This window comes from Pseudomonas sp. MOIL14HWK12:I1 (genome assembly GCF_000510705.1).
Lineage (GTDB): Bacteria > Pseudomonadota > Gammaproteobacteria > Pseudomonadales > Pseudomonadaceae > Chryseomonas > Chryseomonas oryzihabitans.
Genome location: NZ_KI783307.1, coordinates 1,498,803 through 1,511,207 on the forward strand (window position 1 = coordinate 1,498,803; position 12,405 = coordinate 1,511,207).

Below are 12,405 nucleotides of genomic sequence, written 5' to 3' on the forward strand. Positions count from 1 at the left end.
CGCCGACTGACCCACCGCCCTCGCGCGGCCTCTTGGGGACGACCCCGAGAGCTTTTATCTGGCGGGACGGCCCGCCGCCTTCGAGGACGCCTCGAATGTTCACCACCCTGCTCATCGCCAACCGTGGCGCCATCAGCTGCCGCATCCAGCGCACCCTGCGCGACTTGGGCGTCGCCGCGGTCGCCGTCTACAGCGAAGCCGATCGCGCCAGCCGCCATGTCAGCGAAGCCGACCAGGCCTTCAGCCTGGGCGAAGGCGCCGCCGCGGCCACCTACCTGGACACCGCCAAGCTGCTCGAGGTCGCGCGCCAGAGCGGCGCCCAGGCCATCCACCCCGGCTATGGCTTCCTCTCCGAGAACGCCGCCTTCGCCGAAGCCTGCGAAGCGGCCGGCATCGCCTTCGTCGGTCCCACCCCCGAGCAGCTGCGCACCTTTGGACTCAAGCACACGGCGCGGGCCCTGGCGCGCGCCCAGGGCGTACCGCTGCTGGAGGGCACCGAGCTGCTGGAGACCCTGGAGGCGGCCCTGGCGGCCGCGCGTGCGATTGGTTATCCGGTGATGCTCAAGAGCACTGCCGGCGGTGGCGGCATCGGCATGCGCGTGTGCCGTACGGACACTGAACTCGCCGAGGCCTTCGACGCCGTGCGCCGGCTGGGCCAGAACAACTTCAGCGACGCTGGCGTCTTCCTGGAGAAATACATCGAGCGGGCGCGGCACCTGGAGGTGCAGGTGTTCGGCGATGGCCAGGGCGAGGTCCTGGCGCTGGGCGTGCGCGATTGCTCGGTACAGCGCCGCAACCAGAAGGTGCTGGAGGAAACCCCGGCGCCCAACCTGCCGGCCGGCATGGCCGAGGCCCTCTGCGCCGCCGCGCTGAAGCTGGCGCGGGCGGTGCGCTATCGCAGCGCCGGTACCGTGGAGTTCGTCTACGACAGCGCCGCCGACCGTTTCTACTTCCTCGAGGTGAACACCCGCCTGCAGGTCGAGCACGGCGTCACCGAGCAGGTCTGGGGCGTAGACCTGGTGCGCTGGATGATCGAACTGGCCGCCGGCGACCTGCCGCCGCTGGCAACCCTCGCCGCGGGGCTGCAGCCCCAGGGCCATGCCATCCAGGCGCGCCTCTATGCCGAAGACCCGGGTCGCGACTTCCAGCCCAGTCCGGGCCTGCTGACCCAGGTCGACTTTCCACCGGCGGAGGGCCGGGCGCTGCGCCTGGACACCTGGGTCGAGGCCGGCTGCGAGATCCCGCCCTATTTCGATCCGCTGGTGGCCAAGGTCATCGCCTGGGCCCCGGACCGGGATTCGGCTCGGCAGCGTCTCGACCAGGCCCTGGCCGCAACCCGGCTCTATGGCGTGGAAACCAACGGCGACTACCTGCGGCAGATCCTCGCCGCCGCGCCCTTCGCCAGCGGCCAGCCCTGGACCCGCTGCCTGGAAGGCCTGACCTACCAGGCCACCACCCTGGAGGTGCTCAGCGCCGGCACCCAGACCACGGTGCAGGACGCCCCCGGACGCCTCGGCTACTGGTCGGTGGGCATTCCCCCTTCCGGCCCCATGGACGACCGCGCCCTGCGCCTGGGCAATCGCCTGCTCGACAACGACGCCCGCGCGGCCGCCCTGGAAATCACCCTGGCCGGCCCGACCCTCAAGTTCAACACCGAGGCCGTGGTGGCGGTCACCGGCGCGGCGCTGCCGATACTGCTGGATGACCAGCCCCAGGCCATGGACAGCGTCTTTCGCGTACCCGCGGGTGCCATCCTGCAACTGGGCGCCATCAGCGGCGCCGGCGCCCGCAGCTATCTCTGCCTGAAAGGCGGTCTGGACCTGCCCGAATACCTGGGCAGCCGCAGCACCTTCACTCTCGGTCAATTCGGCGGCCACGGTGGCCGCGCCCTGCGCGCCGGTGACGTGCTGCACCTGCACCCGCTGACCGACGCACACACGGAGGCCCGGCTACCCGCCGCCCTGACCACCCAACTCGCCGAGACCCGCACCCTGCGCGTCATCTATGGCCCCCATGGTGCACCGGACTATTTCAGCCCGGCCTATCTGGACCTCTTTCTCGCCACCGACTGGGAGGTGCACTTCAATTCCAGTCGTACCGGTGTGCGCCTGATCGGGCCCAAGCCGGAATGGACCCGCGAAGACGGTGGCGAAGCCGGTCTACACCCCTCCAACATCCACGACAATCCCTATGCGGTCGGCGCCGTGGACTTCACCGGCGACATGCCGGTCATCCTTGGCCCGGACGGCCCCAGCCTGGGCGGCTTCGTCTGCCCGGTCACGGTGATCGAAGCCGACCTCTGGCAACTGGGCCAGCTCAAGGCCGGTGACCGGGTGCGCTTCCTGCCGGTGGACCTGGCCACCGCACGGCGTCTGCAGCTGGCACGCCTGACCGAGGAAAGCAGCTTGCAGCCGCAGGCGGAGATCGCCGTCGCGCCCGAGCGCGGCGATCCCGTGGTGCTGGACCTGGGCCAGGGCGCCGAGCGCCTGGTGGCGCGGCTGTCCGGGGATACCCATCTGCTGCTGGAGATCGGCCCACCGGAGCTGGACCTCGCCCTGCGCTTCCGCGGCCATGGCCTGATGCAGGCGCTGGCCGCCCTGGCGCTGCCCGGGCTGTGCGAGCTCACCCCGGGCATCCGCTCGCTGCAGGTGCACTACCAGCCCGAGGCCCTGCCCCTGGCCGAGTTGCTGGCGGCGGTCAGTCGCTGCTGGCAGGCGCTGGGCGATGCCCAGGACCTGCGGGTACCCTCGCGCATCGTCCATCTGCCGCTGTCCTGGGATGATCCGGCCTGCCGCCTGGCCATCGAGAAATACACCACCACGGTGCGCAAGGACGCCCCCTGGTGCCCGAGCAACCTGGAGTTCATCCGCCGGGTGAATGACCTGGAGTCGCTGGAGGCGGTCAAGCGCATCATCTTCGACGCCAGCTACCTGGTGATGGGCCTCGGCGATGTCTACCTCGGTGCACCGGTGGCCACCCCCCTGGATCCGCGCCACCGGCTGGTGACCACCAAGTACAACCCGGCGCGCACCTGGACCGCGGAAAATTCGGTGGGCATCGGCGGCGCCTATCTGTGCGTCTATGGCATGGAAGGCCCCGGCGGCTACCAGTTCGTCGGGCGCACCCTGCAGATGTGGAATCGCTATCGCGAAGTCGAGGCCTTCCACGGCCAACCCTATCTGCTGCGCTTCTTCGATCAGATCCGCTTCTATGAAGTCTCGGCGGAAGAATTGCTGCGCATCCGCGCCGACTTCCCCCTGGGACGGGTACCCCTGCGCATCGAAGAGAGCGAACTGTCCCTGGCCGACTACCAGGCCTTCCTGGCCCGCGAAGCCGAGGGCATCGCCACCTTTCGCGGGCGTCAGCAGAGCGCCTTCGCCGCGGAGCGGCAACGCTGGATCGACTCCGGCCAGGCGCATTTCGACAGCCAGGAAGCCGCCGTCGAAGCCACCGAAGACGCCCCCCTCGCCAGCCACCAATTGGCCCTGGAAAGTCCGGTGGCCGGCAATCTCTGGCAGGCCCAGGTGCAACCGGGCGATCAGGTGGAAGCCGGCCAGCCGCTGCTGATCCTGGAGTCCATGAAGATGGAAATCCCGCTGCTCGCCCCCTGCAGCGGCCGGATCCACGACCTGCAGGTCCAGCCCGGCTCGCCGATCCGCGCCGGCCAGCGCCTGCTGGTCATCGACAAGACGTGAAGGAAGTCACCATGACATTCGATCTGCGCCTCGACACCCTGAGCGCCGCCTATGCCGCCGGTACCCAGACACCACGAGTCCTCATCGCTGAACTGCTGGAAAGAGCCGCCCAGCTCAATCCCGAGTACCGGCTGTTCATCCACCTGCTGACCCCGGCCGAGCTGGAGCCCTATCTCGCCGCCCTGGATGACCGCGATCCCGCCGAGCTGCCGCTCTATGGCATCCCCTTCGCCATCAAGGACAACATCGACCTCGCCGGCATCCCCACCACGGCGGCCTGCCCGGCCTATGCCTATGTGCCCGAGCGCTCGGCGACCCTGGTGGAGCAGCTGGTCGCCCTGGGCGCCGTGCCCCTCGGCAAGTGCAATCTCGACCAGTTCGCCACCGGCCTCAACGGCACCCGTTCGCCCTATGGCGCCTGCCGCAACAGCGTCCACCCGGACTATCCTTCCGGCGGCTCCAGTGCCGGGTCGGCCCTGGCCGTGGCCCTGGGCGTCGCCAGCTTCGCCCTGGGCACCGACACCGCCGGGTCGGGGCGCGTACCCGCGGGGCTGAACAACCTGGTGGGCCTCAAGGGCAGCAAGGGATTGCTGTCCACCGCCGGCGTGGTGCCCGCCTGCCAGACCCTGGATTGCGTGACCTTCTTTACCGCCACCGCCGCCGAAGCCAGCACCCTGCTGGCGCTCACCGCCCGCCTCGATCCGCGCGATCCCTACAGCCGCGCCAATCCGCAGTGGAACGACGCCAGTGCCTTCGGCCGCCCGCGGCCCTTTCGCTTCGGCGTCCCGACCCAGCTGGAATTCCTCGGCTGCCCGGAAAGCCCGGCGCTGTTCGCGGCCGCCAAGGCGCAATTGGAAGCCCTGGGTGGCGAAGCCGTGCCGCTGGATCTTGCGCCCTTTCTGGAAGCCGCGCGCCTGCTCTATGAGGGTCCCTGGGTGGCCGAGCGCTACAGCGTGGCCGGCGACCTGATCGAGGCCGAGCCGGACGCGGTGCTGCCGGTGATTCGCGCCGTGCTGGAAAAGGCGCCCGGCACCACGGCAGTGGACGCTTTTCGCGCCGGCTATCGCCTGCAGGCATTGAAAGCCCAGTGCGATGCCCTGCTGGCCGAGCTGGATTGCGTGCTCACCCCCACCTATCCACGGCCGGTGACCCTGGCCGAACTGGCCGCCGAGCCGGTCGCCCGCAACGCCGACCTGGGCTACTACACCAACTTCATGAACCTGCTGGACTACGCCGCGGTGGCCGTGCCAGCCGGTGTCATGACCAATGGACTGCCCTGGGGCGTGACGCTGTTCGGCCGGGTCTTCACCGACCAGTACCTGCTGAGCCTGGCCGCGGCCCTGCAGGAAGCCCAGGGCCTACCCCTGGTCGGCGGCGCCCACCCAGGCGCCAGCCTGCCGGCGCGCCCCGCCCGCCATGACCGTGCCCGCCTGGTGGTCTGCGGCGCCCATCTGCAGGGACTGCCCCTCAACGGCCAGCTGCTCGCCCGCGGCGGCCGACGCCTCGCTCTGACCCGGAGCGCGCCGCACTATCGCCTCCACGCCCTGGCCGGCGGCCCGCCGCTCCGTCCCGGCATGGTCCGGGTCGCCGAAGACGGCGCCGCCATCGAGGTGGAAGTCTGGGAGCTGCCCAGCAGCGAACTGGGCAGCTTTCTCACCGGCATCCCCGCCCCGCTCGGCCTGGGCAAGGTGGAATTGGCCGATGGCAGCTGGGAAACCGGCTTCATCTGCGAGCCCTACGGCCTGGCCGGCGCCGAGGACATTACCGACCATGGTGGGTGGCGGGCGTGGTTGGCAAGTCGCAGCGCCGTTTAGGTCGGGCGACGGGCCAGGCGGCGAAGCCACCGTATCCCAGGACGCGCAGCGCGCCGCTTCTAGCCGCCGCTGTGCAAGCGGTGGACGGACGCACCCGTCTGCCGTTCATGAGCTTCTCTCAAGCCGCCATGAGCCGCGGGCGCTAGCCGTACCCGTGGCCGCCTGCTATCTAGGGTGTTCGAAGCCGCTGACCGTTGCTGGGCAGTGGCGCCTCCTCGCTTGAAGATCGAAACACCCTCATGCCTCTCTCCTGCACCGACCGCTACGACCTCCCCCTGTCCACCCCTTCCGCCCACGCCGCCGAGCGCTATCAAGCCGGCGTCGACCTGCTGCTGTCGCTCTGGCCCGGGGCAGCCGAGGCGCTCGACGAGGCGATCGCGGCCGATCCTGATTTCGCGCTGGCGCTGGCAGCACGGGCGCGGCTGCAGCTGATCGACAACCAGGCCGGCGCGGCCCGGGAGACCATCGCGCGGGCGCAGCGGCTGGTCGAGCGGCTTGGCACGGAGCGCGAGCGCAGCCATGTCGAGGTCCTGCGGCGACTGATCGGCGGGGAAGGCGCGCGGGCGCTGCAGGGCGCGCTGGAACATGCCGAGCGCTGGCCACGCGACATCCTGATCCTTGGCCTGCCTCTGGGGGCCTTTGGCTTGCTGGCGTTTTCCGGGCGGGCCGATCATGACCAGGCGCGGGTCGACCTCTGCGAACGCCATGCCCGCCATTTCGCCGCGGACGACTGGTGGTTCCTGACCTACCGCGGCTGGTCCCATGGCGAGAACGGCGATGTGGTCCGCGGTCGAGTGCTCACCGAGCGGGCGCTCGAGCTGCGCCGCCACAACGTCAATGCGGCCCATGCCCTGACCCATGTCCTGCACGAATCCGGCGACAGCCAGGCCACGCAGGCCCTGATCGCCGGCTGGCTGCCCGAGTATCCGCGCCACGGCACCCTGCATGGGCATATCGCCTGGCATGGCGCCCTGGTGGCCCTGGAACAGGGCGACAGCCAGGGCGCGCTGGACCTCTATCAGCGCTTCGTGGCGCCGGCGGCGTCCACCGCCGGCCCGCTCAATCGGGTCAGCGACAACGCCTCCTTTCTCTGGCGCCTGGGACTCTATGGCCATGAGGTGCCCGCCGAGCTCTGGCAGGCCACCGCCGCCAGTGCGGAGGGGCTGTTCCAGCAACCGGGACTGGCCTTCGCCGACGTCCATATGGCGCTGATCGCCGCAGCGATCGGGGATCGTCTGGCGGTCGAAGCCCGTATCGCTGGACTGGAAAGCCGCCTGCGCGACGGCGGCCTGGCCGCCGGACCGGTAGTCCCCCTGCTCTGCCGCGCCCTGCTGGCTTTTGCCGAGGAGGACTACCCAGGTTGCGCCCGGCTGCTGGAACCGCTGCGCGGGGACGTCGCCCGCATCGGCGGCAGTGGCGCCCAGCGCGAGGTCATCGAAGACACCCTGCTGGTCGCCCTGCTGCGCGGGGGTGAACACGCCAGGGCCGCGGCGCTGCTGGACGAGCGGCTTCACCGGCGGCCCTCGACCCGGGATCGGCGCTGGCAGGCCAGCCTGGCGTTCTGAAGCGCGGGGTCAGGCGTGGGTCAGATACCAGCGCCAGTCCTGCTCGCCCACCTCGGCCATGAATTGCCGGTACTCCGCGTGCTTGATGGCGAGGTACACCTCGATGAAGCGCTCCCCCAGTGCCTCCCGGATCCAGCTGGAGCGCTCCAGCGCTTGTAGCGCGGTCAGCCAGTCGGTGGGCAGGAAGTCCGTGGCCTGCTCGTAGCCGTTGCCGACAGTGGCCGGCCCCGGGTCACGTTCATCACGGATGCCCTCATGGATGGCGGCGAGGATGGCCGCGGCCGCCAGATAGGGATTGGCATCGGCGCCACAGATGCGGTGCTCGATGTGGCGACTGCTGGCCGGACCGCCGGGTACGCGCAGGGACACGCTGCGGTTGTTGACCCCCCAGCTCTTGGCCAGCGGCGCATAGCTGTTGGCCTGGAAGCGGCGGTAGGAGTTGGCGTTGGGACAGAAGATCGCCAGGGCATCCAGCATCCGGTGCTGCATGCCACCGATGGAGTGGCGCAGCAGTGGCGTGCCCTGCGGATCCTCGCTGGCATAGAGGTTGTTGCCCGCGGCGTCGGCGAGGCTGACGTGCAGGTGCAGGCCACTGCCGGCCTGGTCGCCGAACGGCTTGGCCATGAAGCAGGCCTGCAGGCCGTGGCGGTTGGCGACCCCCTTGACCAGGCGCTTGTAGCGAATGCCCTCGTCGATGGCCTGAAGGGCATCGACGCGGTGCAGCAGGGTCAATTCGAGCTGGCCGGGGGCGTATTCGGAGATGGCCGTGCGCACCGGCAGGCCCTGCACCTCGCAGGCGGCGTAGAGGTCGTCGAGAAAGGGCTGCAGCTGCTCCAGTTCGTAGACCCCATAGACCTGCGGCGAGCCGGGTCGAACGCCATTCATCTGCAGCGCCGGTTGCGGCCGGCCCTGGGCGTCGCGGGTGCGGTCGAGCAGATAGAACTCCAGCTCCACCGCCATCACCGGCTGGAAGCCGTCGGCCTGCAGCCGCTCGATCACCCGTACCAGGGCATGCCGGGGATCGGCGGGGGTGGCCGGCAGGCCCTGGGTCGGGTGCATGCTCACCTGCACCTGGCCGGTCGGGGTGCTGCGCCAGGGTTGCAGGGTCAGGCTGCCGGGCAGCGGATAGGTCCAGCAGTCGACATCGGCGACCTCCCAGACCAGGCCGGTGGCCTCGACGTCCTCCCCCTGCAGGGTCAGCGCCAGGATGGAGCTGGGCAGCGGCCGGCCCTCCTCGTAGATGGCCAGCAATTCGTCACGGTGCAGCAGCTTGCCGCGCGGCACGCCATTGGCGTCGATCAGCATGAGTTCGATGCTGCGCACCTCGGGGTGGGCGGCGAGGAAGTCACGGGCTTCCTGGGCGTCGGCGAAGTTCATGGCTGACACTCCCGGGCGCTGGGCAACGCCAGGAGCTCGCCAAGAGCCTGGTCGAGGGTGGCCAGCAGGCGGTCGACGTCCGCCGCTTCGAGATCCGGGCAGCACAGGGTCATGTTGTGGAAGGGGGTGATGAGGATGCCCCGGTTGATCAGGTAGAGGTGCAGCGCCTGCTGCAGGCTGTCGTGGAAGGCGGCTTCCGCCTCGGCGCCGGTGGTGGGCGGCGTGGCGCAGAATTGGAATTCGCAGCGGGCGCCCAGCTCCGTCACCGACCAGGCCAGGCCATGGCGGGCGATCACCTCGCGCAGGCCGGCGGCCAGTCGCGCCGCCAGCGGCAGCATCCGTGCATAGGCGGCCGGGGTCATGACCTCTTCCAGGCTGACGCGCAGGCAGCGCATGGCCAGGGCATTGGCCGACAGCGTGGTGCCCATGCCGCTGTGCACATGGCCGTGGCTGGTCTCGCTGGCATGCTGCTGCGCCAGGCGCATGGCCTGGGCCATCTCGTGGCTGCAGCCATAGGCCGAACAGGGCACGCCCCCGGCGATGGGCTTGCCGAAGGTGATGAAGTCCGGCTGGAGATTCCAGGCACGGGTGCAGCCGCCGGGACCGGTGGACAGGGTATGGGTCTCGTCGATGATCAGCAGGGTGCCGTACTGCCGGGTCAGGGCGCGGACCTGCTCCATGAACCCCGGGGCGGGCAGCACCATGCCGATGTTGGTCATGGCCGGCTCGCAGATCAGCGCGGCGACGTCGCCTTTCGCCAGTGCCGCCTCCAGCGCCGCGAGGTCATTGAAGGGCACCGCCCGGCTGGTCTCGGCCAGGTTGTGGGCCTGGCCGATCAGGCCGCCGCGGTGCACGGTACGCCCCTCCTGATGGCGCACCATGACGTCGTCGACGGTGCCGTGGTAGCAGCCGTCGAACACCAGCAGCATCTTGCGATTGGTGATGGCGCGCGCCCAGCGGATGACATAGCGGTTGGCGTCGGTGGCGGTGGTCGCCACCTGCCAAAATGGCAGGCCGAAGCGCTCGGCGAGCAATTCCCCGGCGACCACGGCATCCTCGCCGGGCAGCATGGTCGTGAGCCCGCGCGCGCCCTGCTCGGCCAGGGCCCGGGCGATGGGCGCCGGCGAATGGCCGAACATGCTGCCGGTGTCGCCCAGGCAGAAGTCGACGTACTCGTGGCCGTCGACGTCATGGAAGCGCGAGCCCTGGGCATGGCTGACGAACAGCGCGCTGGGCATCGACCAGTCGTTCATCCAGTGCATGGGTACACCGCCGAACAGCGAGTGCCGGGCCCGCTCGGCCAGGGCCAGGGACTTGGGATTGCGCGCCAGGAAGCGCTCGCGTTCGGCCGCGACAAAGCTCTGCACGGCGGCTTCGCTGATACCACTGGTGGTCATTTCGGACTCCTCTTGGGGTGGAGGGCGAATCGGCTCGGGCTCAGTGCCCGGCCGAGACGCCGCAATCGATGGCCAGGTCCGCGCCGGTGATGGAGCGGGCGGCGGGTTGGCACAGGAAAAAGGCCAGCTCGGCGACCTCCTCGGGCTGGATGAAGCGCGCCGCTTCACCTTGCGGATACTTGGCCAACAGGTCCTGCAGGTAGGCGGCGGGATTGCCGTCGCCATAGCGCTCGGCCTGAAAGCTCAGCATGGGCGTCGCCACATCGCCGGGGGAGATGCTGTTGCAGCGCACCCCGCTGGGCGCCAGATCCAGGGCCAGGGCCTTGGTCATCAGGGTCACCGCCCCCTTGCTGGCGCAGTAGACGGCGGCATTGCGATTGCCCTGGCGACCGGCATCGCTGCTCAGGTTGACGATGGCGCCCCGGGTGTCCCGCAGCGCGGGAATGGCCGCGGCGCAGAGAAAGAAGCTGGCCTTCAGATTGACGTCCAGCACCAGGTCGAAGTCTTCCTCGCTGAAGGTCTCGGCTGGGCCTTCGCGCCAGACACCGGCGCAATTGACCAGGGCGTCGAGCCGACCGAGGCGGTCCAGGGCGCTGGCGACCACCTCCCGGCTGGCGCTGGCCTGGCGCAGGTCGGCGGCGTGCTGGCCGGCAAGGCCACCTTCGGCCTCGAGCGCCGCCAGGGCCGCGCCATCGAGATCGGTACCGAAGACCCGCCAGCCGGCCTGCAGAAAGTGCGCACGCACCGCCTGGCCGATGCCCCCCAAAACCCCGCTGATCAGCACGACTGGCTGCATGTCAGGCCCCCTTGTTTTCGATGCGGCTGTTGCCACCGTCCACCACCAGGTATTCCCCGGTGATGTAGCTGGCCTCGGGCGAAGCCAGGAAGGCCACCGCTGCGGCGACCTCGGCGGGACGACCGGCGCGGCCCACGGGCACCCGGGTCGCGGCCTGCAATTCTTCCGGCAGGCTGGAGGCGGTCTCGATCCAGCCGGGCGCCACGGCGTTGACCGTGATGCCCTGCCCGGCCACCTCCAGCGCGAGACTCATGTTCATGCCGACCATGGCCGCCTTGGCCGCGCTGTAGGCCGCGGCCTGCGGAATGCCCGCCCGGGTGCCGGTGGCGGAACTGACATGGACGATGCGGCCATAGCCGCGCGCCTGCATGCCGGGCAACACGGCGCGGGTCAGCAAGAAGGCCGTGGTCAGGTTGCGCGCCAGGGTCAGATTCCAGTCGGCCAGGGTCATCCGCGCCACCTCGACCAGAGGCTCGGGATTGCCCTGCATGGCCATGCCGGCATTGTTGACCAGGATGTCGATACGGCCCCAGCGCGCCTCGGCCCACTGGCAGAACTCGCCAACGGCCGTCTCCTCGGTGAGATCCAGCGCCCGGCCTTCGGCGGTGAAGCCGGCGGCGCGCAACTCCGCCACCCGCTCCGCGATCCGGGCGCTGCTGGCGGTGACGATCAACCGCGCCCCCGCCGCGCCTAGGCGCCGGGCGATCGCCATGCCGATACCGGATTCGCTGCCGGCACCGCTGATCAGGGCCACCTGGCCCGCCATCGACTCGCTCATGTGGCTGTCTCCGCTGTGGTCTGGCTGGACTCTAAGCCGGTCTGGCTGATACAAAAAGACGATCGTTATCAGCGAAATTGACAACCATGGCCTTTACCAGCGAAACACTCCGGGTCTTTCTCGCCGTGATCGACGAGGGCTCCTTTTCCGCCGCGGCTCGCGTCCTGGGGCGGGTGCCCTCCGCGGTGAACATGGCGATCTCCCAACTGGAAGCCGAGCTGGACCTGGTGCTGTTCGATCGCGCCACCCGCAAGGCCTTGCCGACCCCCGCCGCGCGCGCCCTCGAACCCCAGGCGCGGCAGGTGGCCAGCCAGCTCACGCTGCTCGACGCCCATGCTCTGCAATTGCACGCAGGCCTTGAGCGGCGCTTCGTGCTGGTGATGGCGCCGGAGTTGCAGACCGGCGCCTGGAGCCGCCCGCTGATGACCCTCGCCGAGGAGTTTCCGGCGCTGGAAATCGAGATCCGCTCGGCCGCCCGCGCCGAGGCGATCCGCCTGCTGCACGAGGGCAGCGTGGACATGGCGCTGATCTTCGAGCGCCCGGGCATCAACGCGCTGGAAGGTTTCGCCGAGGCTGGGAGCCAGTTGCTCACGGCGGTGGCCGCGCCCGGCTATCCCGCCTCCCGCCAGGATCGGCCACTGGGCGAAACGCTGATGGCCGATACCCGCCAGATCGTGGTGGCCGGGGGCGACCGTAATGCCTCGGACCCGCAGATCGTGCTGTCGCAACGGGTCTGGCTGACCGACAGCTACCTGGCGACGCTGGACCTGGTGCAGGCCGGGCTGGGCTGGGCCTATCTGCCCCACCCGCTGGTGCGGCCGCTGATCGCCGCCGGCCTGCTCGAACAGGTGCGATTCGACAACATGGCCAGCCAGATCCGCCGCTGGATCGACGTCATCTGGATCAAGAATCGCCCCCAGGGCCTGGGCGCGCGGCGCTATCTGCAACTCTTGCGCGAGCAGATCGGCACCAAGCCGGAGTAG

The 12,405-nt window shown here is 69.8% G+C and carries 8 protein-coding genes; 4 read left to right on the top strand and 4 right to left on the bottom strand.

From position 1 onward, the window contains the following. The first annotated feature begins 95 nt into the window (after positions 1-95). The 3 genes from uca to PSEK12I1_RS0116940 all read left to right on the top strand — a co-directional run bounded on the left by uca (position 96) and on the right by PSEK12I1_RS0116940 (position 7,074). Positions 96-3,695, top strand: a complete 3,600-nt coding sequence (uca, locus tag PSEK12I1_RS0116930) for an urea carboxylase (protein WP_027602323.1) — start codon at positions 96-98, stop codon at positions 3,693-3,695. 11 nt (positions 3,696-3,706) lie between these two features. Continuing rightward, positions 3,707-5,509 carry an allophanate hydrolase gene (atzF, locus tag PSEK12I1_RS0116935; RefSeq protein WP_027602324.1) on the top strand — a complete coding sequence of 601 codons (1,803 nt, stop codon included), beginning with the start codon at positions 3,707-3,709 and terminating at the stop codon, positions 5,507-5,509. 239 nt (positions 5,510-5,748) lie between these two features. Continuing rightward, complete coding sequence (locus PSEK12I1_RS0116940) at positions 5,749-7,074, top strand: tetratricopeptide repeat protein (RefSeq protein WP_027602325.1); 1,326 nt, start codon at positions 5,749-5,751, stop codon at positions 7,072-7,074. 9 nt (positions 7,075-7,083) lie between these two features. On the opposite strand, the gene PSEK12I1_RS0116945 is transcribed toward PSEK12I1_RS0116940, so the two are convergent. The 4 genes from PSEK12I1_RS0116945 to PSEK12I1_RS0116960 are packed head-to-tail and all read right to left on the bottom strand — an operon-like array spanning position 7,084 to position 11,422. Continuing rightward, positions 7,084-8,451, bottom strand: a complete 1,368-nt coding sequence (locus PSEK12I1_RS0116945) for a glutamine synthetase family protein (protein ID WP_027602326.1) — start codon at positions 8,449-8,451, stop codon at positions 7,084-7,086. Beyond that, entirely contained in the window at positions 8,448-9,848 is a 1,401-nt protein-coding gene (locus PSEK12I1_RS0116950) for an aspartate aminotransferase family protein (RefSeq protein ID WP_027602327.1), read from the bottom strand. Before PSEK12I1_RS0116950 ends, PSEK12I1_RS0116945 begins: the two co-directional genes overlap by 4 nt. 40 nt (positions 9,849-9,888) lie before the next feature. Then, positions 9,889-10,644, bottom strand: a complete 756-nt coding sequence (locus PSEK12I1_RS0116955; RefSeq protein ID WP_027602328.1) for an SDR family NAD(P)-dependent oxidoreductase — start codon at positions 10,642-10,644, stop codon at positions 9,889-9,891. A 1-nt stretch (position 10,645) separates the two neighbouring features. Further along, a complete protein-coding gene (locus PSEK12I1_RS0116960; protein ID WP_027602329.1) occupies positions 10,646-11,422 on the bottom strand; it encodes an SDR family NAD(P)-dependent oxidoreductase in 777 nt (258 codons plus the stop codon). An 86-nt stretch (positions 11,423-11,508) separates the two neighbouring features. Here PSEK12I1_RS0116960 and PSEK12I1_RS0116965 point away from each other — a divergent pair, with 86 nt between their 5' ends. Beyond that, on the top strand, positions 11,509-12,405 hold the full coding sequence (locus PSEK12I1_RS0116965) for a LysR family transcriptional regulator (protein WP_027602330.1): 897 nt from the start codon (positions 11,509-11,511) through the stop codon (positions 12,403-12,405).